Here is a 20,991-nt window from a genome sequence, read left to right as displayed (position 1 = left end):
CCGAATGCCTTCAGCCCGTTTCTAAAGTTTTAGCGATCACGCCTTTTCGCCAGCAGCAGCTCGTCGAGGATGATCGAGCCGGCGCCGACGGTGATGAAGCTGTCCGCAAGGTTGAAAACTGCAAAGGACCAGCTGGCCGTGTGGAACAGGATATAATCGATGACGTAACCGAAGATCAGCCGGTCGACGAGATTGCCCAATGCGCCTGCGATGATCATCGCGTAGCCGAGATGGGCGAAGAACCGATCCTTTGGCGTGCGGCGCCAAAGCCAGAGCACGAAGCCTACGACCGCCAGCCGCATGCCGACGATGAACCAGTCCTCCATCCCCGAAAGCATGGAGAAGGCAACGCCGTAGTTATAGGTCCGGTAGAGGGCGAGCATCGGAATGACCGGGACGGCCTGCTGGAAGGGCAGCAGCGCCTCGACCAGATATTTGATGATCTGGTCGGCAACGATCGCCACCAGAATGAAGGCCGCAATCGGCAGCGGCCTCGAAAACAGAACCTGCCGCTCAATCATGCGCCGGCATCCAACGACAAGAGGTGGCGGCGCGCCTCGAACAGCATGATCCCGGTGGCGATGGCGAGATTGAGCGAATCCGCCCGGCCCGCCTGCGGAATACGGGCAAGTGCGCCGGCTTCGCGGGCAAGCTCCTCGGGCAGGCCCGCCTGTTCGTTGCCCATCAGCAGGACGACCGGTTTCGACTTGTAGTCAATCGTCCGGTAATCGACCGAGCCTGCCAGATGCGTTGCCACGACCCTCACGCCGGCGGCTTTCTGCCACTTTATGAACTCCTCGACGCGCGCGCGCGCGACGGGCATGGCGAAGACGGAGCCCATGGTCGCCCGCACGGTTTCGAGCGAAAAGGGGTCGGTGGTCTCGCCCAGCAGGATGATGCCGGAAGCGCCGGCCGCATCAGCCGTACGGATGATGGTGCCGAGGTTGCCCGGATCTCGCACGCGGTCGAGCGCCACATAGGTCTCGCCCGCCTCCGGCCGGACATCCCTCAGCGCGCGATAGCGCTGCTCGAAGATGCCGACCACCATCTGCGGATTGTCGCGCCGGGTGATCGTCGAAAGCACCTTTTCACTCACCTCCAGGACCAAGCCCCCCTTTGCGACGGTCTTCGCCGCGACCTGATCGACCTGCGGCTTGCCCTTTGCCGCCTTGGCATAGACAAGAACCTTGATCTTCCAGCCGAGATCGAGCGCATCGATCACCAGCTTCAGACCCTCCGCCATGAAGGAGCGCGTCTCGTCGCGATGCTTCTTCTGCGCGAGCGAGCGAATGTCCTTGACGATCGGATTGGTGAGGCTGGTCACCTCCTTCACGTGGCCGACGCGCGGCGTGCCGTGATCGCTTCTGTCAGTGTTCATTTGGGTACCCAGCGGCTGAAGAGGGAAGTGGAAAGCGCCCGCCCCGGCTCCTTGCCGTCGAGACCGCCCTCGCGGATGATGAGCTCGCCCGATTCCACCCGGCCACCGCGCCCGCGCATCGTCTCGCGCATGAGCTCGTGAATCGAATAGAAGCTCGCGCGGATCGAATAGGCGGTCAGCACGAGCCCGCGCGCGTCAGGCGACAGGATCTCGCGGCAGATGTCCAGCATTGCCGCCAGGTGGTCGAAGAGCTGCCAAACCTCGCCGTTCGGGCCGCGGCCGAACTTGGGCGGGTCGGCGAGTATGATGTCATAGCGGCTGCCGCGCCGTTCCTCGCGCTGGATGAACTTCATCGCGTCGTCGCAGATCCAGCGGATCGGCAGCTTATCGGCGCGCGCCAGCGTCTGGTTTTCCCGCGCCCAGCCGATCGCCTTCTTGGAAGCGTCGACATGCGTCACCTCCGCGCCCGCCTTTGCGGCAATCAGGGAGGCGACGCCGGTGTAACCGAAGAGATTGAGAAGCTTGAGCGGCCGGCCGGCCGCCGCCACCTGATCCTTCACCCAGGACCAATGGGCAAGTTGCTCCGGGAAGACACCGACATGGCGGAACGAGGTGAAACGGCCGAGGAAGTCGGTGTCGAGAAGCTGCATCGGCCAGGTTTCGCCCAGTACCTCGCGCGGAAACCGCCAGCGCCCCATGCCGTCTTCGTCGGTATCGCCGGTGAAGACGGCATCGGCCTTCTCCCAGACCGACGCCGGCAGCGCCTTCGGCCACAGCGCCTGCGCCTCGGGACGAACGATGCGATAGGGACCATATTGTTCGAGCTTCTCACCGTCGCCGCTGTCGATCAGATGGTAGCCTGCCGTCGCAGCCGTTTCGAGAATAAGCGGCACCGTCTCGGCCGGCTTGCCGCCCGTTCTGTGCCGGATGACGCGCGCAGGGAGCGCCTCCTGGACGGATCGCCGCCGTTCGCCTTTCTCCGGCGCCGTTTTCAAGGGCGGTCCGCCGCTCTTGGCCTTGAACCCCGCCCCCTTCACCGGCGGGAGTCTTTGCTCATGATGGCCGCCACGCGCCTCTGCGCCCCGGCCCTTCGCCGCCGTGACCGAGGCGTTCTTCGACCGCCGATCTTTTTCTTTCACGCGCTGATCCTTGGACTTCAATCAAACCACTCGGCCCACTCGCTCGTGAACCGGAGGTAGCCCACTCGCGAACAAGCCGCATCCAACATGCCCTTCACATTTCATTTGCGGGGCGGGCGATACGCTTAAACCGTGCAAATAGCACTGCCGGTGCTCTTGGCAAAGCCGTTTCCGATTTGCCAAGATCGAAGCCAGGAAGAGGACGGGAGGAACAGGCATGGACATGACCGGCGAAGAACGTATCGCGGCGCGGCGCGACGCAGTTTGGCAATACCTGAACGATCCGGAAATTCTGAGGCGGTGCATTCCGGGCTGTCAGTCGCTCGAGATGAAATCGCCGACGGAACTGACGGCCGTGGTCAAGGTCAAGATCGGGCCCGTTTCCGCGACTTTCAATGGCAATGTCGCCCTTTCCAAACTCAATCCGCCTCAGAGCTACACGATATCGGGCGAGGGCAAGGGCGGTATTGCCGGTTTTGCCAAGGGCGGTGCGGATGTCACCCTTGCCGAAGAGGGCGACGAAACGGTGCTGCGCTATAACGTCAAGGCAGAGGTCGGCGGTAAACTCGCCCAGCTCGGGTCGCGCCTGATCGATTCGACGTCGAAGAAACTCGCGCAGCAGTTCTTCGCGGATTTCAACCTGGCGGTCAGCGGCGCGGCTGAAGCGGCGAGCTGAGCAACTACCGCGCCGCGCGTCCTTTTAGGCACACAAGGTTCGCTGTAGCGAGGCGATCACGCGCAATATACGGCGCGACAGTTCAGTTCTGCGGCGCAGCTAAGGTTGGCTGCGATGCCAGCTTTTCCGCCTGGCTGCGCTGCTTTTCCGCCTCACGATGCCACTTCAGTGCCTCGTTGGCCTCGTTCCGGGCGCGACGACGGTATTTTCCCTGGCTGAGCCAGGTCACCCCGGCTCCAAGGATCAGTCCGACGATAACGGCGAGAAAAAGGAAGACGAAAAATGGTGCCGATACCGAAAGCACGCTGTCGGCCGGATTGAACGGGTTGAACGCCAGGGTTACCGCCTGACGATTGGCAACGCTCAGTACGATGAGGATGACGCCCAGCGGCAACAGTATAACGATATTGATCAGTTTCTTGAGCATGCATCCGCTCCAGCTGTCGCATCGGTCCGAAAAAATCGGAACGATTTTCGCAAGGCACGACGCGCAGGTTCAAGGGTATGGAGCCCTTCTCGTACGCCGGAAAGAACGCACTTGCTCCATCGATCGAAGATCATCGCGGTCTAGTCGTCGTCGTTGCCGTTCATGCCGGGGTTGAGCCGCTCGCGCAGTTCCTTGCCCGTCTTGAAGAAGGGCACCCATTTCTCCTCGACGAAGACGGAATCGCCCGTGCGTGGATTGCGGCCCGAGCGCGACGGCCTGTTCTTGACCGAGAAGGCACCGAAGCCGCGCAATTCGACGCGATTTCCGGCCGCCAGGGCATCCGTGATCTCATCAAGAACCGCATTGACGATATTTTCGACGTCGCGGTGGTAGAGATGCGGATTGCGTGCGGCCACAATCTGCACCAGTTCTGACTTGATCACTGTCGCCCCCTTGATTTTTTACTTGTTCTATCTGTTTCGTGGCTTCAGGCGTCATAACGCTCCCTCTGAGCCAAAAGAGCCTCTGGCTCAGGGCAACATATGCGGCCTTCTCCTATTGCGCATCAACCTGCCAAACCGAAACAAGACCGTCAAGAAACAACTTCTCGCCGCCGATCTTTTCGAGACCCTTCATTGCCGGAAAAGCGTCATATCCCAAAGCCTTGATCCACTCGGAGACGATCGAGCCGAGACCCAAAGGCAACGTTCCGCGCGGTGCTTCCCAGTCCACCACCGGAAGGTCTTTCGACACCTTGCGGGCAGCAAGGAATGCCCTGATCTCGTCGTCGCCGCCAAGGGTGTCGACCAGCTTGTCCTTCAGAGCCTGTCGCCCGGTAAAGATGCGGCCATCGGCAAGCGCGAGCGCGTCCGGCCGTGCGAGCTTGCGCCTTTCGGCCACCAGATCGACGAACCAGCCGTAACTGTCATCGATCATCGTCTGGATCATCGCCCTCGCCTCATCGCTCGGCGGATGGAAAGGAGAGGGCTCGGCCTTGAGCGGTCGCGATTTTATCGATTCGAGCGACACGCCGAGCTTGTCCATCAGGGTTTTGACCTGCGGGTACTGGAAGATCACCCCGATCGAGCCGGTGATGGAGGTCTCTCCGGCGACAATGTGGTCACCGGCAAGCGCGATCATGTAGCCGGCCGAGGCGGCGAGCGTGCGGACGTCCGAAACGACCGGCTTCTTCGCGGCGACCTTGCGGATCGCCTTGTAGATGACCTCACCGCCATAGGTGGTGCCGCCCGGCGACGAGATCGTCACGATGAGCGCCCTGACGGAATCGTTGTCGGCGATGCGTTCCAGCCGCTCGACCAGTTCGCGGTCATCCTGGATCAAGCCGGAGACGGCCACCCGCGCAATGTGGTGGCGCGCGCGCCCGGTCACCTCCCCCCAGCCCGAGAAGGCAAACAGCACGAAGCCCACGCCCACGAGGATGATGGCCGCCGCCCAGCGCCAGAAGCTCACCTTGCGGCGCAGGCTGCGGCGGTCGGCTATGGCGAGTTCGTCCATGGGTTTCTCCCGTTTTCCTGGCTCGAGGTCCTGTCAGTTTCCAATGGAACATGCTATTTGCGCGAGCCGCGGATAACTAGATAGCGGCGGTTGACGGCAGTTGAAAGCCGTGACCGGTTTTTTCGCAGCCTTTCAAAGTTTTTGCCGCTCCATTGCCGGACAGTAAGAAAATAACCATATTTGCCGTGACTTACGCCATTGTATGTAAATGCGGGTCCTCCGGATTCGCCGAGACCCAAGGGAACCGACAGGCCTCTCCATGCTGAACGAAGCACGATTTCCCGGGATCTTCGCCGATTCGGGCACGAGCTCTTCCGATGCCTACGCTTCGGCAGCGCGGCATTCTGCGCTGGTGAGACGCCTCAAGGTCGTGTTGCCGCTCGCCGCCAGCGTCATCGCCATGATCTTCGTGGCCGTATCCTTCGTGCGCGCCTTCCTGCCGGAAGAGCTGCAGCTCGAGACGGCAACGATTGAGGACGGCAAGATCGTTATGCAGAATCCTGCGATCTCCGGTCGCAACAAACAAGACATCAGCTATTCCATGAAGGCCCAGCGCGCGCTTCAGGATATCGCCAACCCGGACCTCATCACGCTGGAAACCATTCACGCCGAAATGCCGGTGAACGAAACGTTGATTGCGACGGTCGACGCGGCCAGCGGCATCTACGATCGCGGCGCCAACACGCTCGACATGAACGCACCGTTCACGATTTCCATGAATAATGGCGTCAACGCCGATTTCCAGTCGGCCTACCTGGACATCAATGCCGGCGAGATGGAAACGAAACGCCCGATCGCGATCAGCATGAAGGGCGGATCGATCATTGCGCAGACGCTGCGAATGACAGATAAGGGACGTATTGTAACATTTGAGGGCATGGTGAGGGTCAATGTCGACCCCAGCACCATCCGCAAGAACGCAAAATAGGACCTGGTGGCACCCATGTCGGTCAACCCTGCCGTTTTTTTGAGAATTTCAGCGAGCCTGGCTATTGCCGGACTCGGCGCCTTGATGATTGTTTCCAGTGCTTCGGCCCAGGCCACCTCCAGCCGGATGAGGGGCCTTCAGCTCTCGAACGACAAGCCGATCCAGATCGAGAGCGACAAGCTCGAGATCAAGGATCCCGAGAGCAAGGCGATCTTCACCGGCAACGTGAAGGTCGTCCAGGGCACGACCACACTGCAGGCCGGCAGCATGACCGTCTTCTACAAGACGGAAAGCGGGGCCACGGTGACGAGCGGCAATGCCGATATCGACCGGATCGAAGTCAGTAACAAGGTATTCCTCAGTTCTGGAGCGCAGCAGGCAACGGGCGACAGCGGCCTTGTCAACATGACCGAGCAGACGATCGTGCTCAAGGGCGAGAAGGTGGTGCTGTCGGAAGGCAACAACGTCTTCGTCGGCTGCCAGTTGAACGTACAGATGGATACGGGCGAAGCACAGCTTGAGGCCTGCGGCGGCCGCGTGCAGATTCAACTTGACCCGCAGTCCCGCAAGCAGAACTGACGTAGACCGCTCGTGCAGATTCCTTTTCTTCACAAACGCAAACGGGTCAAGAAGCCGTCGGCGGGCGCCATGGCCGTCCATACGGTAGACAAGGCGCGCTACGACGGCACGCTGATCGCCCGCGGCTTGACGAAATCCTACCGTTCGCGCTGCGTCGTCAACGGCGTCTCGCTCGTCGTGCGTCGCGGAGAGGCGGTCGGCCTGCTCGGCCCGAACGGTGCCGGCAAGACGACCTGCTTCTATATGATCACCGGCCTGGTGCCGGTCGACGAAGGCTCGATCGAGATCAACGGCAACGACGTCACGACGATGCCGATGTACCGGCGGGCCCGCCTCGGTGTTGGCTATCTGCCGCAGGAGGCCTCGATCTTCCGCGGTCTGACGGTCGAGGAAAACATCCGCGCGGTGCTGGAGGTCCACGACAAGAACGCCGATCGCCGCGAAAGCAAGCTCAACGACCTGCTCGGCGAATTTTCGATCACGCACCTGCGCAAATCGCCTGCCATCGCGCTTTCCGGCGGCGAGCGGCGGCGTCTGGAAATCGCGCGGGCGCTCGCCACCGATCCGACCTTCATGCTGCTCGACGAGCCCTTCGCGGGCGTCGATCCGATCTCGGTCGCCGATATCCAGGCGCTTGTGCGCCATCTGACCTCGCGCGGCATTGGTGTCCTCATCACCGACCACAATGTACGCGAGACGCTCGGTCTCATCGACCGGGCCTACATCATCCATGCCGGCGAAGTCCTCACGCACGGCCGCGCCAACGACATCGTCACCAACCCAGATGTCCGTCGGCTCTATCTCGGCGATAATTTCAGCCTTTAGGCGACATTGCGGGCGAATCCGCCGTATCCGCCCGCGACCGCGCTTGACCAAAACTCCTTAATAAGCAATTTTTGGGCCAACTAATAAAAAGGCCTCTCGAAGACCATCTGGAGACACGGCCTTCGGAGACATGATGGGAGTTACGCGTCAGCATGGCCTTGTCCGCCAGCCTATATCTGCGCCAGTCTCAGTCGCTGGTCATGACGCCGCAACTGATGCAGTCGATCCAGCTGCTTCAGATGACCCATCTGGAGCTTAATCAGTTCATCGCCCAGGAAGTTGAAAAAAACCCGCTGCTCGAATTTCAAGGCGGCGACGAGATGATCACTGCCCAGGATCGTTCCGCCCGCGAGGATCCCTCGCCCGCGTCCGGCGAAGCGGGGTCGGACGAGGCTGCCGGCCAGAGCGACCTTTACGATAGCGCGACATCAAGCGCGGGCGAGAGGCTCAGCGAACAGCTCGACGCCGATTTCGCCAATGTCTTCCCGGACGACACACCGCCGCAACGCGCCGATGCACCGGAACTGCTCGGCCAATGGAAGTCGATGCCCGGAGGCGGCGAAGGCGACAACGGCGAGGGATATGACCTCGATGATTTTGTCGCCGGCAGGAAAAGCCTGAGGGACGTTCTCCTGGAACAACTGCCGCTCGCGCTGAGTGCTCCCGGCGACCGGCTTATCGCTCAGCACCTCATCGACCAGCTCGACGAGGCCGGCTATCTCCACGCGGACCTCACCGAGATGGCCGCCAGGCTCGGCGCGACCAACGAAGACGTGATGCGCGTGCTTCTCAACCTGCAGCAGTTCGACCCCCCGGGGGTCTTCGCGCGCACGCTCAGCGAATGCCTCGCCATACAGTTGCGCGCGCGCGACCGTCTCGATCCGGCGATGGAGGCGTTGATCGCCAACCTCGAGCTCCTGGCGCGCCGCGACTTCGCAAGTCTCAAGAAAATCTGCGGCGTTGACGAGGAAGATCTGGTCGACATGCTCGCCGAAATCCGCCAGCTCGATCCGAAACCCGGCACCAGCTTCGAGACGAGCGTCACTGAGTCCATCGTTCCGGACGTGATCGTGCGTGGCGCGCCTGATGGTAGCTGGCTGATCGAGCTCAATCCCGACGCCCTGCCCCGGGTGCTCGTCAACCACGACTATTTCGCCGAGATCTCGCGGGGGACCCAGAAGAACAGCGCCGACCAGGCTTTTCTTAGCGAATGCATGCAAAATGCCAACTGGCTGACGCGCAGCCTCGACCAGCGGGCCCGGACGATCATGAAGGTCGCAAGCGAAATCGTCCGCCAGCAGGACGCCTTTCTCGTCAACGGCGTCGATCATCTGCGCCCGCTCAATCTCAGGATCGTCGCGGATGCGATCAAGATGCATGAATCGACGGTCAGCCGCGTCACCTCGAATAAGTACATGCTGACACCGCGCGGGCTTTTCGAGCTGAAGTACTTCTTCACCGTCTCGATCGGCTCGAACGAGAACGGCGACGCCCACTCGGCGGAATCCGTTCGCCACCGCATCCGCACGATGATCCAGCAGGAGAGCGCCGATGCGGTGCTTTCCGACGATGACATCGTCGATATGCTCAAGCAGACCGGCGTCGACATAGCCCGGCGCACCGTCGCCAAATATCGCGAGGCGATGAATATCCCCTCCTCGGTCCAGCGGCGGCGCGAGAAGCGAGCGCTTGCCAAGGCGGCGGGCTTCTGAGCACGCCCTTTTGACCGCCGCGCAACGGCGCCAGCCGATTTTTTTGCGACTCGCAATTGACTCCCTGCGACACAAGGGATATGAGCGCGCCGCAATCGCCGAAGACCCTACTCCACTTCGGCGGTTCCGAGCGGCCGGCTCCGCGGCGCAGATGCGCCGCCCTTGCGTGAAAAGCTTGGATGACGAAGGCGCTTGGAATAGACTGGATACGCAAATCACGAACGAGAGAGGAAACTCCATGAGTGTGCGTGTATCCGGCAAACATATGGAAATCGGCGATTCGTTCCGCTCCCGCATCGGGGAACAGATCGAGCAGGCCGTTACCAAATACTTCGATGGAGGATATTCAAGCCAGGTCACTGTGGAAAAGTCTGGATCGCGCTTCAGCGCCGACTGCAAGCTTCATCTCGACACGGGCGTGGTATTGCAGGCGAACGGCCAGGCGAATGAGCCGCAGGCGGCCTTTGATGCGGCCTCGGAACGGATTGAAAAACGTCTCCGGCGCTACAAGCGTAAGCTCAAGGATCACCACAACGGCAATGGCCAGAATGCCACTGAAGTGGCCTACACGGTGATGGACTCGGTGCCCGACCAGGACGAAGAGGTTCCGGAGGATTATGCACCGACGATCGTTGCCGAAAGCACGAAACAGTTGAGGACTATGTCCGTCGCGAGCGCCGTCATGGCACTCGACATGACGGACGAACCGGTGCTGATGTTCCGCAGCCCGGGCAAGGAAGACCTGAACATCGTCTATCGGCGCAACGACGGAAATATTGGCTGGATCGACGCCGCCAATATCAAGGCATGAGTGGAAGAGGGGAATGTCGGGAAAGCCGGCATTCCCCGCCGCTCAGTACGCGGACAGCCGGAAAAGCCCGACTTTTCTGTGCATGGTAACCGCCAATATAAAGATGGGTAGAGCCATCAAGACACATTTGTGATGATGTTGTCAGGCTCTAACCGGCGAACGAGGACAAAAGAATGGCATTGGCAGGTTTGCTGCATCAAAATGCAATTATCCCGGCCATGAGGGCCAACTCGAAAAAACAACTCCTTCAGGAATTGGCGGCAAAAGCATCCAAACTCACCGGACTTCCGGAGCGCGACATCTTCGATGTCATTCTGCAGCGGGAACGGCTCGGCTCCACCGGGGTCGGCAACGGCATTGCCATTCCTCATGGAAAGCTCAACAATCTTTCTTCGATCATCGGAATCTTCGCGCGACTTGATACGCCCGTCGACTTCGAGGCGCTTGACGACCAGCCGGTCGACCTCGTCTTCCTGCTGCTGGCACCCGAAGGCGCCGGTGCCGATCATCTGAAGGCTCTGTCGCGCATTGCCCGCGTTCTGCGTGATCACGACATGGTCGCGAAGATCAGGGCGAGCGATTCCGCCAGTGCGATCTACACGCTGCTCAACGACGACACGACTTCGCACGCGGCATGAACGGCCGCCGTCAATAAGGCTGACGGCGGTTCAAATGATCGATGAAAATCCGGAACAAAGCGCCTTGGCCCGAAATGCCGAGACGACGATAGATGTTCTTGCGGTGGATACGAACCGTGCCTTCGGCGATATTCATCGCCGTGCCGATCGAACGATTGCTGTGGCCACGCAGGATCAGCCGGACGATCGCGCGCTGCTGCTTGGTAAGCCGGTCGGCGCAGAGACTCTCGAAAGCACCCTCCAGGACATCCGATCCGTTTCCGTTCGCGCTCGCGGCGGCCATATCCCTTTGGCGCCAGTTGGACCGGATCGCCTCGCGCACGATCGGTTCGTAGAGCCTCAGCCGCTCCAGTTCCTGATCGCTGAATGGTGCACCGTCGCGGCAGCGCATCAGCGAATAGGTCGCCTGCATTGCCTCCTCGAGCGGGACGACGAAGCCCACCTCCTCGATCAGTGATCCGGACTCCATCGACACGCAGGGATGGACCTCGCTCGACGATGAAAAGTTCGACTGGAAGAACCGGTCGGGCGCGAGCTCCCTCATCCGCCACAGACCTGCCGGCTGGCCGTTGTTGCAGGCGACGTAGAACGGGTCGAGCAGATAGGCGCCGCCAAGATAGGCCTTCAACGCTCGCGGCGAGACGCCATGCGTGTAGCCATCATGCAGCAGGATCGGGCGCGTGTCGTATGGAAAGGCAAAAACGACCGACAGGTCGAAGGGGGCAATCGCGCGCAGCATAGCGTCGAGCGCGGCGCCGAAATCCGGCGTGCCGATAAACCTGATCATCGCGGAAATGTCTGCCGATTCCCTTGCAAGCATCGCGTGAGCGTTCCCCTTCGCCGTATCCCCCATGGGATATCGACAGCCCCTGCTTCGTCAACAATAATTCCCGAAATATGCGATAATCGCCTGCTGCATGCAGTGGGCTTTTTGGCCTCAGGCGGGCGGAAGGGGAAGCGTGATGACAGGCAGGCTTTCTGGCAAGGTTGCGCTCATCAGTGGCGGCGCCGGCGGATGCGGATTGGCAGCATCACAGCTCTTTGCCCGCGAGGGCGCCAAGGTCGGCATCGTCGACCTGCCGAAGAGCAAGGGCGAAGAGGTTGCGGCCGCCATTCGTGCCGAGGGCGGCGAGGCCGTCTTCGCCGCCGCCGACGTTTCGCTGTCCGCCGAGGTGAGCGCTGCGGTCAATGCCGTCGAGACCGCCTTCGGCCCGATCACAGTGCTCTTCAACCATGCCGGCATTCTTGCGGTTGGCCCATTCCTTGAAACGGAAGAGGAGGAGTGGGATCGGCTGATGGCGGTGAATGTGCGCAGCATGTTCCTGATGACCAAGGCGGTACTCCCCGGGATGCTCAAGGCAGGCGGCGGCAGCATCATCTGCACCTCGTCCATTTCCGCCGTCGCCGCGACGCCGATGGAGGTGCTTTATGATACCACCAAGGGGGCCTGCCACATGTTTGCCCGCGCGATCGCTGTCGAATTCCGCGACCGGGGCATCCGCTGCAATGCCGTCTGCCCCGGCTTCATCGCGACCGACCATGGCAAGCGTGAGATCGCGGGTCTGAGCAAATACGGCGTCGACGTCTCGGAGGCGGCGATCGCCGCCCAGCAGGGCCGGATGTGCGACCCGATGGAAGTCGCCAATGCCGCGCTGTTCCTGGCAAGCGACGAGGCAAGCTTCGTCAACGGCACGCATCTGTTCGTCGACAATTGCTTTACGGCAGTCTGAGAGAAGGGGGACAAGGAATGCTGCAGACGGGCGGCCACTGGCGCAACTGGGTCGGAAACCAATCATGCATCGTGCGCCACAAGGGTGCGCCGGAAAGTGAGGCCGCACTCTCCGAGATGGTCGGGGAGGCAACGGCCCTTGGTCTCAATGTACGTTGCGCCGGATCGGGCCATTCGTTCACGCCGGTGGTCGCGACAAGCGGACTGCTGCTCACGCTTTCCGGCATGCAGGGCGTCGTCGGCATCGACCAAGAGCGCAAGCGCGTCGCCGTCAGAGCGGGAACGACGATCAACCGGCTTGGCAAGGTACTGAAATCGAGCGGGCTTTCACTCATCAACCAGGGCGACATCGACAGCCAGGCCCTTGCCGGTGCGCTGACGACGGGGACGCATGGCACCGGCGCCAAGCTCGGCAACATGGCCTCGCAGATCGTCGGCATGCGCCTCGTCCAGCCCGACGGCAGCATTCTCGTCGTCGACGAGAGTACTCCGGACCTGTTGGAAGCGGCGCGTGTCTCCGTCGGCATGCTTGGGGTGATCTCGGAGATCACCCTCCAGGCCATGGACGCCTACAATCTCCATGAAAAACTATGGCGCTGCGACTTCGACGAATGCATGGAGCAGCACGACGAACTCGCCGCCAAGCACCGCCATTTCGGTTTCTTCTGGTGCCCTGTGCCCGAAAGCCGGCATTGCTACTGCCTACCGGACACGTCGTCGGTGTCGACGACCGGCAAGACCTCCGATGTCTGCGAGATGAAGGTGATCGACATCACCGACCGTCCGCCGATGGAGCAGGCATTCGAGAAGATTGCCTATTCGTCGGAGATCTACCCGATCGAATACGTACCCAACTTTCACGAACTCGAATATGCGGTCCCGGTCGCCCACGGCAAGGATGCCGTTCGGGCGGTGCGCAAGCTGATGCTCGAAAAGCATCCGACCTGCATCTATCCGATCGAATACCGCTTCACGGCAGGCGATTCCGGCTGGATCAGCCCGTTCTATGAGCAGGATTCGATCACGCTGTCGGTCTCGGGTGAACCCGGCACCGACTACTGGGAATACCTGAAGGACGTCGACACGATCCTTCGCCAGTACGGCTCGCGCCCGCATTGGGGCAAACTGCACTTCCTCGGCGCCGAGGATGTGACGGCGCTCTATCCGCGCGCCGGCGACTTTCGGGCGCTCCGGGCCCGGGTCGATCCCGAAGGCCGCTTCCTCAACGATCACCTCCGGCAGCTCTTTGCCTGAGCCGATCGGTCAAACGATAAACGCCGCGCCTCCGAAGGGAGGCGCGGCGTTTCAAATTTCCTCAACTTGTCGGCAGGCTCAGGCCGACGGCGTGCCGTTTTCCGGCGCGGCGGCCTTGGGGCCGCCCTTGGAAACGCCGACCATCGCCGGACGCAGCACGCGCTCTCCGATGACGTAGCCGGCCTGAATGACCTGGACGACCGTGTTGTTCGGTACGTCGGCATTCGGAACTTCGAACATTGCCTGATGGAAATTCGGATCGAACTTCTGACCGACCGGCTCGAGCTTCTTCACACCATGACGTTCCAGAGCTGCAAGCATCGAGCGCTCGGTCATCTCCACGCCTTCGATCAGGGCGTTGAAACCCGCCTCGCCGGCTTCTTTCGCCTCGGGCGGGATAGCCTCGAGGGCGCGGCGCAGGTTGTCGGACACGGCCAGCATGTCGCGCGCGAAACCGGCGACCGAATAGGCCTTGGCATCCTTGACGTCACGTTCGGTGCGTCGACGCAGATTGTCCATCTCGGCCGCGAGGCGCAGATATTTGTCGCGCAATTCAGCATTCTCCGCTTTGGCGAGCTCCAGCGGATCCGGCGCGACCGCAGGAGCCTCGACCTCCTGTCCTTCCGCAGCCTCGGGCGCAGCGGTTTTTACAGGTTCTTCTGCCGCAGTCGCCTCGGGTCCGTGTTTGTTCGTGTCGTCGGTCATGACGTTCTCCGGAATATCTTTCTGTATCTTCGGCATCGCCAAGCAAAAGCAAATCGCCTCGCTCGACCTGGTGTTGTCTGGATTTGAAGCCGATATCGAGGTTTGACGTCGAAAAATCAAGGGTGGAATGCCGCTAGCCCGGAATTGCCGCTTCAACGCGACAGGCGCGACATCAGCTGCGCGGTGTAATCGACCATCGGGACGATGCGTGAATAGTTGAGCCGAGTCGGGCCAATAACGCCGACAGCGCCGACGATGCGATCATCGCCGTCGCGATAGGGTGCAACGATCAGCGACGAACCGGAGAGCGAAAAGAGTTTGTTTTCCGACCCGATGAAAATGCGCACGCCGGGGCCGCTTTCGGCGAGGTCGAGAAGCTCGATCAGGCTGTCCTTCTTTTCGAGGTCATCGAAAAGCATGCGAAGGCGGTCGATGTCCTCGCCCCCTTCCAGCCCCTCGAGCAGGTTGGCGCGACCGCGAACGATAAGGCGCGTCGGCTTTTCATCACCTTCGCTGCCGGACCAGATCGCCAGCCCGCGCTCGACGAGATCCTGCGACAGGACATCGAGTTCTCCGCGCACGGTCGCTTTGAGCTTCTGCAGTTGTGCGCGCACCTCGGCAATGGTTTGCCCGCCGAGATGCGCATTCAAGAAGTTGGCGGCCTCGGTCAGTTGCGCGCTCGTGACCCCCGCCGGGAGCTCGATGATGCGGTTCTCGACCTGGTCATGTTCGCCGACGAGGACCGCAAGCGCCTTGGTCGGCGCCAGGCGGATGAACTCGACGTGCTTCAGGACCGGATCACTCTTGGTGGTGATGACGAGACCCGCGCCACGGGACATGCCCGAAAGCATCTGGCTCGCCTCGGTGAGCAGGCTCTCCACCGGCTGGTCCCGATCGCCGCGGCGGAACTGGCGTTCGATCGAGGCACGCTCCTCCGCCGAAAGGTTGCCGACCTGCATGAAAGCGTCGACGAAGAAGCGCAAACCGGTCTGGGTCGGCAGACGGCCCGCGCTGACATGGGGCGAATAGATGAGGCCGAGATGTTCGAGATCGCTCATGACATTGCGCACGGAAGCGGGCGAGAGCGACATCGGCAGGAGCCGCGAAAGATTGCGCGAACCGAGCGGCTCGCCGCTCTCGAGGTAGGTCTCCACAATGCGGCGAAAGATTTCACCGGAACGCTCATCCAGCGCCGCCGCGATCTCCTTCGCTCCCGAATTGCGCAGTACCATGTCACTCCGTGCAACAATCGTTCGTATCCTGCTGAAATATAGTGGTCCGAGCCGGAGATAGCAAAAGGGAAAAATCGATCCCCCCAGCCGATAGCAGCCGGTTCCCTTTGCGTTCGCCATGCTCTAGAAGGCTCAACAGACAAGATAGGAGATGACGATGCGGCCATCCGGCAGAAAAACCGACCAAATGCGCAAGGTTTCCTTCGAGCGCCACTTTTCCAAGCATGCGGAAGGTTCATGCCTCGTGCGCTTCGGCGACACGCATGTGCTGTGCACGGCAAGCCTCGAAGAGAAGGTCCCCGCCTGGTTGCGCAATGGCGGCAAAGGATGGGTCACCGCCGAATACGGCATGCTGCCGCGTGCGACCGGCGAGCGGATGAAACGCGAGGCGGCGAGCGGAAAGCAGAGCGGCCGCACACAGGAAATCCAGCGGCTGATCGGACGGTCGCTCCGCGCTGTCGTCGATCTGCCGGCGCTCGGCGAACGCCAGATCTCGATCGATTGCGACGTCATCCAGGCGGACGGCGGCACCCGCACGGCCTCGATCACCGGGGCCTGGATCGCGCTCTACGACTGTCTGAAGTGGATGGAGGCGCGCAACATGGTCAAGGTCGAACGCGTGCTCAAGGATCATGTCGCTGCCATTTCCTGCGGCATCTTCGCCAATCAGGCGGTGATCGATCTCGACTATCTCGAAGACTCCGCCGCCGAGACCGACGCCAATTTCGTCATGACCGGCAATGGCGGTCTCGTCGAGATCCAGGGAACGGCCGAGGGCAAGCCCTTCACGGAAGACGAATTCGCAAGCCTGATGACACTTGCCAAGAACGGCATCGCCGAACTCATTGCACTGCAGAAGCAGGCAATCGCCGGCTGATCGAAAGGACGAGATTTGACCCCGGCGCTGGAAGGCATTCTCGAAACTGCGCTTTACGCGGAGGATCTCGATCGCGCCGAGGCCTTCTACGGCGAGTTGCTCGGCTTGCAGCGGATCACCCGCGCCGGCAATCGGCACGTCTTTTTCCGCTGCGGCGCCGGCATACTCCTGATCTTTAACCCCGCCGAGACAATCAAGCCGCCACCGGCCGGGGCGGCGCTCCCCGTGCCGCCGCACGGGACGACGGGCAAGGGGCACATGTGCTTCCGGGTCGCCGCGCAGGCACTCGACGCCTGGAAGGAGAAACTCGAAGCGGCGGGCGTACCGATCGAAGCGGATATCCGCTGGCCAAACGGCGCCCGCTCCTTCTACTTCCGCGATCCGGCCGGCAACAGCCTGGAATGCGCTGAGCCCGGCCTTTGGGCGATCGATTGAATGCGGCTGCAGCCGCCTGAACGGAACAGAACAGAATGCGCAAACTGGATGACAAGACGCTCGTCGTCGCGAGCCACAATGCCGGCAAGATCCGCGAAATCCGCGACCTGATCGGCCCGCTCGGCTTCGAGGCGAAGTCGGCCGCCGATCTCAATTTCGTCGAGCCGGAGGAAACCGGCACGACGTTCGAGGAAAACGCAACGATCAAGGCGCTCGCCTCCGCCAAAGCCTCCGGCCTGCCGGCGCTTTCGGACGATTCCGGTCTCGTGATCGATGCCCTCGATGGCGCCCCGGGCGTCTACACGGCGAACTGGGCCGAGCGCGAAGACGGCAGCCGCGACTTTGCCATGGCGATGGAAAAGGTGGAAAAGGCGCTCAAGGAGAAGGGCGCGGTGACAGCCGAGAGCCGGACCGCCCGCTTCGTTTCCGTGCTCTGCCTTGCCTGGCCGGACGGCCATGTCGAGCTCTTTCGCGGCGAGGTCGAAGGCCGAGTCGTCTGGCCGCCGCGCGGAACGAGCGGTTTCGGATATGACCCGGTCTTTCAACCGAAGGGCTACGATACCACCTTTGGCGAGATGAGCGCGGAAGAGAAGCACGGCTGGAAGCCCGGCGACAGCCAAGCTCTTTCACACCGCGCCCGCGCCTTCAAGCTGTTCGCCGAAACCTGCCTCGGCGCCTGAAAGACGAAGATAATGCGTTTGACCCCGCTATCGGCGATCGGTGACGGCATGGACCCCGGCTTCGGGGTTTATGTGCACTGGCCGTTTTGCGCGGCCAAGTGCCCCTATTGCGACTTCAACAGCCATGTCCGCCATCAGCCCGTGGACCAGCCACGCTTCGTCGCTGCCTTTCTCCGGGAAATGGCCGAGGCCCGCGAGCTCTCTGGCCCGCGAACGGTCACCAGCATTTTCATGGGCGGCGGCACGCCGTCGCTAATGGATCCGGCGACGGTCGAAGCCATTCTGAACGGGATTGCCAATCAGTGGCACGTCCCTGATGGCATCGAGATCACCATGGAGGCCAATCCGTCGAGCGTCGAGGCGACGCGCTTCCATGGCTATCGTGCTGCCGGCGTTAACCGCGTCTCGCTCGGCGTCCAGGCACTCAACGACCGTGACCTGAAATTCCTGGGGCGGCTGCACAATGTCGAGGATGCGCTAAAGGCGATCCGGCTGGCGCGCGAGATCTTCCCGCGCATGTCCTTCGACTTGATCTATGCCCGTCCGAACCAGACCGTCGAGGACTGGGAGCGCGAGCTGAAGGAGGCCGTCTCCTACGCAGTCGATCATCTCTCGCTCTACCAATTGACGATCGAGGAAGGCACGCCCTTCTACGGGCTGCACAAGGCCGGCAAACTTGTCGTGCCCGACGGCGAGCAGTCCGCGGTGCTCTACGAGGCGACGCAGGAGATCACGGCATCGATCGGCATGCCGGCCTATGAAGTGTCCAATCATGCACGGCCCGGCGCCGAGAGCCGGCATAATCTCACCTATTGGCGTTACGGCGACTATGCGGGCATCGGCCCTGGCGCGCACGGGCGCCTGACGATCGACGGCGCCAAGGTCGCGACCGCGACGGAACGCAAGCCCGAAGAATGGCTTCGCCTGGTCGAACAGCATGGCCACGGCATGATCGAGCGCGAGTTGCTCGATCAGGAAGCTCAGGCCGACGAACTCCTGCTGATGGGCCTCCGGCTCAAGGAAGGCGTCGACCTGGCGCGCTGGCAGAGCCTTTCCGGCCGCGACCCCGATCCGGACCGTGAACAGTTCCTTATCGATCACGGCTTCATCGAACGGCTCGGCAATTCACGGCTGCGCTGTACGCCGGCCGGCATGCTGATCCTCGACGCGGTGGTTGCCGACCTCGCCTGCTGACACGACCGATCCTGAAATCCGGCCGCCGTCAATCATGCGTTTCGCCGAAGAGCGGCGTCGCCAACATCGAAGGCCTTTGCTCGAATTCGTCGAACCATCGTGTTAGTTGCGGTCGCGCGCGAAACGACGGCAAGTTGCGGAACTCCATCCAGGAAAGAGCCGTCGCCAACGCGATGTGGCCGACGTGGAGCGGGGCCATCGCGTCCAGCGTGGTTTCCAGCCAATCATAGGTCGCCTCGATTTTCTCGGCATAACCATCACGAAGTGCCGCGTAGCGCAGCTGCTCCGGCCGTCGAACAGTCTCCCAACGGAGACTGATCCCCGTCTGAGCCAGCCCCTGCGCGACCGACTGCAGAACCAGGGCCTGCCAGAGTGCCTCGCCTCCTTCGGGAATGAGCTTCCTGCCGCCGTGAAGTGTGTCCAGATAGGCGCATATCACGTCAGAATCGAAGATCGCCGGGTGGTCTGCGCGAAGCAATACGGGAACCTTTCCGAGCGGGTTCTCGGCGTAGACTCGCTCATTGTGTTGCGTCGGGCTGGTTTCGTGATGAATGACTTGCAGCCGGTCCCCGATTCCGGCTTCGTGGGCGAAGACGAGCGCCTTTCGGGCGAAGGGAGAATGGGTTTGGTAGTAGAGGATCATGTTACCTCACGGTGGGTTCGTGAACTTGCCCGCAAGGATAGTGCATGGACTGAGAGAATTGCGCTCTGTTCCGGCGGCCGCTGTGCAAGTTTGTTTCGTGCGAGGCCAGGATCACCCCCGACCCCGCAACCTGCCCGGTCGCCGGACATGAATCGTCAGGCAGCGGTGCCTTCAGTTCTTTTTACCGGAGCAACGATCGCCCAAAGGACGCCGAACGGATCGCGGAGTTGGCCGTAATAGTCGCCCCAGAAGGCCACCGCCAACGGCATCGTCACCTCCGCACCCGCAGCGACGGCACGCTTCCACCAGAAATCCGCGTCATCGACCACGAGATGCAGAACGACGCCGTCCTGCGGCTTCCAGGGGCAACCGTATTCCGGGAACGGATCGCTCAGCATCAGTGCACCGCCGTTGATCGTCAGATGGCAGTGGATGAGGCGTTTGCCGTCCTCGGCGTATTTGCGATCCACCTCCTTGGCACCGAAGGCACGGCCGTAGAATTCCGCCGTCGCATTCGCGTCCTGAACGCCGAGATAGGCGATGACACCGGCCATCGGCGGGGGCGACGGCGCCTGCCAATCGACATCCGACGTCGGTTCGAGGTCGATCGCGGCCTTGAGGCTTCCGTCCATGTAGAAGGGCACGGACTCGTGCTGGTGCGCGATCTTCCATCCCCTCTCCGTACGTCTCAAACCCAGCGTCTGGCGAAACCATAGCGCCGCCTTTTCGCCGTCCAGTTTCTCGCCGGAGAGATGGGTGAGCGCCGTCGCGAAAGCCACGTCGCCGCCTGCCGAGATCTCCAGCTCCTGAAGGCGGTAACCGAGGGGGCCCTTCCAGGTCGAGAACCACTGCTCTAGGCCCCCAGCATCCGCTGCCGTTTCCTTAAGAGGCGGCGCCAGCGAATAGACGAGGCAATCTTCTGTGCCGTGGGCAAGCACGCGACCCGCGTCTTTCTCGCGCATGGCGCTTGCCCAGTCCTCGATCACCGAGCGAATCTCGGCGATGGCGGCAGTTCTGTTCTCGTTGACAGACATTGTTCATCTCCTTTTCGGTGCGAAAAGCGGCCGGAATTGCCTCAGGTAACAGTCAGAGCTTCGCCGTGAGGGTGGCAAGCTGATCGGCGCATTGACCCCATCCCTGGTGAAAGCCCATTTTCTCGTGAGCCTCCCGGTCGGCAGTGGTCCAATGGCGGACCCTAGCGGTGTAACGGGTTTTGCCGCCTTCATCTTCGAAGGTCAGGATGACCGTCATGAACGGCTTCTCGGAGGGTTTCCAAGCTTCGGTAAAAGCGTCGGTGACGACGAGCTTCTCATTCGGCACGACTTCCAGATAGACGCCGAAATTCGGAAAATCCTGGCCTTCCGGCGAGCGCATGACTATGCGGTTTGAGCCCCCGGGCCGGACGTCGAGCTCGGCATTCGGCGTCGTCCACGGCAGAGGCGCGAACCACTGTTTCAAGAGATCGGCCTCGGTCCAGGCGCGGTAGACTTTTTCGCGTGGCGCATCGATCAGCCGGGTCAGCACCAGTTCGCGGTCGTCGGTGGGCTTGATGTCGGTCGTTCCAGTCATTTCCAAATTCCTCCGTGGTGGTTTCAGTCCAAGGACGAACCGGGA

The 20,991-nt window shown here is 61.7% G+C and carries 25 protein-coding genes; 13 read left to right on the top strand and 12 right to left on the bottom strand.

The window, feature by feature from the left end; all coding sequences use genetic code 11:
* Window positions 1–29: 29 nt before the first annotated feature.
* The 3 genes from lspA to QN224_RS01765 are packed head-to-tail and all read right to left on the bottom strand — an operon-like array spanning window position 30 to window position 2,517.
* Window positions 30–521, bottom strand: coding sequence for a signal peptidase II (lspA, locus tag QN224_RS01775; protein ID WP_173511112.1), 492 nt, complete (start codon window positions 519–521; stop codon window positions 30–32).
* Entirely contained in the window at window positions 518–1,378 is an 861-nt protein-coding gene (locus QN224_RS01770; RefSeq protein WP_283975316.1) for an RNA methyltransferase, read from the bottom strand. Before QN224_RS01770 ends, lspA begins: the two co-directional genes overlap by 4 nt.
* Window positions 1,375–2,517, bottom strand: coding sequence for a class I SAM-dependent rRNA methyltransferase (locus QN224_RS01765; RefSeq protein WP_283975315.1), 1,143 nt, complete (start codon window positions 2,515–2,517; stop codon window positions 1,375–1,377). The genes QN224_RS01770 and QN224_RS01765 overlap by 4 nt, the downstream gene beginning before the upstream one ends.
* 217 nt (window positions 2,518–2,734) lie before the next feature.
* Here QN224_RS01765 and QN224_RS01760 point away from each other — a divergent pair, with 217 nt between their 5' ends.
* The gene (locus QN224_RS01760; protein ID WP_173511115.1) at window positions 2,735–3,193 is read left to right on the top strand and encodes a carbon monoxide dehydrogenase subunit G; all 459 of its coding nucleotides are present in this window, start codon (window positions 2,735–2,737) and stop codon (window positions 3,191–3,193) included.
* An 82-nt stretch (window positions 3,194–3,275) separates the two neighbouring features.
* On the opposite strand, the gene QN224_RS01755 is transcribed toward QN224_RS01760, so the two are convergent.
* From QN224_RS01755 to sppA, 3 genes are all read right to left on the bottom strand, one after another.
* Entirely contained in the window at window positions 3,276–3,620 is a 345-nt protein-coding gene (locus QN224_RS01755; protein WP_283975314.1) for a DUF1049 domain-containing protein, read from the bottom strand.
* A 140-nt stretch (window positions 3,621–3,760) separates the two neighbouring features.
* Complete coding sequence (locus tag QN224_RS01750; protein ID WP_136506735.1) at window positions 3,761–4,063, bottom strand: integration host factor subunit beta; 303 nt, start codon at window positions 4,061–4,063, stop codon at window positions 3,761–3,763.
* 112 nt (window positions 4,064–4,175) lie between these two features.
* Window positions 4,176–5,135, bottom strand: a complete 960-nt coding sequence (gene sppA, locus QN224_RS01745) for a signal peptide peptidase SppA (RefSeq protein WP_283975313.1) — start codon at window positions 5,133–5,135, stop codon at window positions 4,176–4,178.
* 259 nt (window positions 5,136–5,394) lie between these two features.
* Between sppA and lptC the strand changes: the two genes are divergently transcribed.
* The 6 genes from lptC (at window position 5,395) to ptsN (ending at window position 10,628) form a co-directional block, all read left to right on the top strand.
* On the top strand, window positions 5,395–6,063 hold the full coding sequence (gene lptC / locus QN224_RS01740; protein ID WP_269278879.1) for an LPS export ABC transporter periplasmic protein LptC: 669 nt from the start codon (window positions 5,395–5,397) through the stop codon (window positions 6,061–6,063).
* A gap of 15 nt (window positions 6,064–6,078) precedes the next feature.
* Window positions 6,079–6,642, top strand: a complete 564-nt coding sequence (locus QN224_RS01735) for an LptA/OstA family protein (protein ID WP_283975312.1) — start codon at window positions 6,079–6,081, stop codon at window positions 6,640–6,642.
* A 69-nt stretch (window positions 6,643–6,711) separates the two neighbouring features.
* The gene (gene lptB / locus QN224_RS01730) at window positions 6,712–7,467 is read left to right on the top strand and encodes an LPS export ABC transporter ATP-binding protein (RefSeq protein ID WP_210267413.1); all 756 of its coding nucleotides are present in this window, start codon (window positions 6,712–6,714) and stop codon (window positions 7,465–7,467) included.
* Between the two features lie 152 nt (window positions 7,468–7,619).
* The gene (gene rpoN, locus QN224_RS01725) at window positions 7,620–9,179 is read left to right on the top strand and encodes an RNA polymerase factor sigma-54 (RefSeq protein WP_283975311.1); all 1,560 of its coding nucleotides are present in this window, start codon (window positions 7,620–7,622) and stop codon (window positions 9,177–9,179) included.
* A gap of 238 nt (window positions 9,180–9,417) precedes the next feature.
* Complete coding sequence (gene raiA / locus QN224_RS01720; protein WP_173511513.1) at window positions 9,418–9,990, top strand: ribosome-associated translation inhibitor RaiA; 573 nt, start codon at window positions 9,418–9,420, stop codon at window positions 9,988–9,990.
* A 173-nt stretch (window positions 9,991–10,163) separates the two neighbouring features.
* Window positions 10,164–10,628, top strand: coding sequence for a PTS IIA-like nitrogen regulatory protein PtsN (gene ptsN / locus QN224_RS01715; protein ID WP_173511122.1), 465 nt, complete (start codon window positions 10,164–10,166; stop codon window positions 10,626–10,628).
* A 10-nt stretch (window positions 10,629–10,638) separates the two neighbouring features.
* On the opposite strand, the gene QN224_RS01710 is transcribed toward ptsN, so the two are convergent.
* On the bottom strand, window positions 10,639–11,448 hold the full coding sequence (locus QN224_RS01710) for a helix-turn-helix transcriptional regulator (RefSeq protein ID WP_283975310.1): 810 nt from the start codon (window positions 11,446–11,448) through the stop codon (window positions 10,639–10,641).
* A 142-nt stretch (window positions 11,449–11,590) separates the two neighbouring features.
* Here QN224_RS01710 and QN224_RS01705 point away from each other — a divergent pair, with 142 nt between their 5' ends.
* Window positions 11,591–12,358 carry an SDR family NAD(P)-dependent oxidoreductase gene (locus tag QN224_RS01705; protein WP_283975309.1) on the top strand — a complete coding sequence of 256 codons (768 nt, stop codon included), beginning with the start codon at window positions 11,591–11,593 and terminating at the stop codon, window positions 12,356–12,358.
* A gap of 17 nt (window positions 12,359–12,375) precedes the next feature.
* The gene (locus QN224_RS01700) at window positions 12,376–13,611 is read left to right on the top strand and encodes a D-arabinono-1,4-lactone oxidase (RefSeq protein WP_283975308.1); all 1,236 of its coding nucleotides are present in this window, start codon (window positions 12,376–12,378) and stop codon (window positions 13,609–13,611) included.
* Between the two features lie 78 nt (window positions 13,612–13,689).
* On the opposite strand, the gene grpE is transcribed toward QN224_RS01700, so the two are convergent.
* Window positions 13,690–14,316, bottom strand: coding sequence for a nucleotide exchange factor GrpE (gene grpE / locus QN224_RS01695; RefSeq protein WP_283975307.1), 627 nt, complete (start codon window positions 14,314–14,316; stop codon window positions 13,690–13,692).
* A gap of 152 nt (window positions 14,317–14,468) precedes the next feature.
* On the bottom strand, window positions 14,469–15,548 hold the full coding sequence (gene hrcA, locus QN224_RS01690) for a heat-inducible transcriptional repressor HrcA (RefSeq protein WP_173511127.1): 1,080 nt from the start codon (window positions 15,546–15,548) through the stop codon (window positions 14,469–14,471).
* A gap of 157 nt (window positions 15,549–15,705) precedes the next feature.
* On the opposite strand from hrcA, the gene rph reads away from it, so the two are divergent.
* Genes rph through hemW form a run of 4 tightly spaced genes read left to right on the top strand, consistent with a single transcriptional unit; the run spans window position 15,706 to window position 18,734 of the window.
* The gene (gene rph, locus QN224_RS01685) at window positions 15,706–16,425 is read left to right on the top strand and encodes a ribonuclease PH (RefSeq protein ID WP_283975306.1); all 720 of its coding nucleotides are present in this window, start codon (window positions 15,706–15,708) and stop codon (window positions 16,423–16,425) included.
* 15 nt (window positions 16,426–16,440) lie between these two features.
* Complete coding sequence (locus QN224_RS01680) at window positions 16,441–16,860, top strand: VOC family protein (RefSeq protein WP_283975305.1); 420 nt, start codon at window positions 16,441–16,443, stop codon at window positions 16,858–16,860.
* A gap of 35 nt (window positions 16,861–16,895) precedes the next feature.
* Window positions 16,896–17,540 (top strand): RdgB/HAM1 family non-canonical purine NTP pyrophosphatase, encoded by a 645-nt coding sequence (gene rdgB / locus QN224_RS01675; protein ID WP_283975304.1) that lies wholly within the window; start codon window positions 16,896–16,898, stop codon window positions 17,538–17,540.
* Window positions 17,541–17,552: 12 nt separating this feature from the next.
* Window positions 17,553–18,734, top strand: a complete 1,182-nt coding sequence (hemW, locus tag QN224_RS01670) for a radical SAM family heme chaperone HemW (protein ID WP_173511131.1) — start codon at window positions 17,553–17,555, stop codon at window positions 18,732–18,734.
* Between the two features lie 28 nt (window positions 18,735–18,762).
* Here the strand turns inward: hemW and QN224_RS01665 are convergent, their stop codons facing one another.
* The 3 genes from QN224_RS01665 to QN224_RS01655 all read right to left on the bottom strand — a co-directional run bounded on the left by QN224_RS01665 (window position 18,763) and on the right by QN224_RS01655 (window position 20,946).
* Window positions 18,763–19,377, bottom strand: coding sequence for a glutathione S-transferase family protein (locus QN224_RS01665; RefSeq protein ID WP_283975303.1), 615 nt, complete (start codon window positions 19,375–19,377; stop codon window positions 18,763–18,765).
* Window positions 19,378–19,532: 155 nt separating this feature from the next.
* Window positions 19,533–20,411: a nuclear transport factor 2 family protein gene (locus QN224_RS01660; protein WP_283975302.1), complete on the bottom strand. Its 879-nt coding sequence runs from the start codon at window positions 20,409–20,411 to the stop codon at window positions 19,533–19,535.
* Window positions 20,412–20,463: 52 nt separating this feature from the next.
* Complete coding sequence (locus QN224_RS01655) at window positions 20,464–20,946, bottom strand: SRPBCC family protein (protein WP_283975301.1); 483 nt, start codon at window positions 20,944–20,946, stop codon at window positions 20,464–20,466.
* Between the last annotated feature and the right edge of the window lie 45 nt (window positions 20,947–20,991).

Origin of the sequence: Sinorhizobium sp. 7-81, from assembly GCF_030124405.1 — a bacterium.
GTDB classification, from domain to species: Bacteria; Pseudomonadota; Alphaproteobacteria; order Rhizobiales; family Rhizobiaceae; genus Sinorhizobium; species Sinorhizobium psoraleae.
The sequence above is the reverse complement of the archived record's forward strand: the minus strand, read 5'-3'. Positions and strand labels throughout refer to the sequence as shown.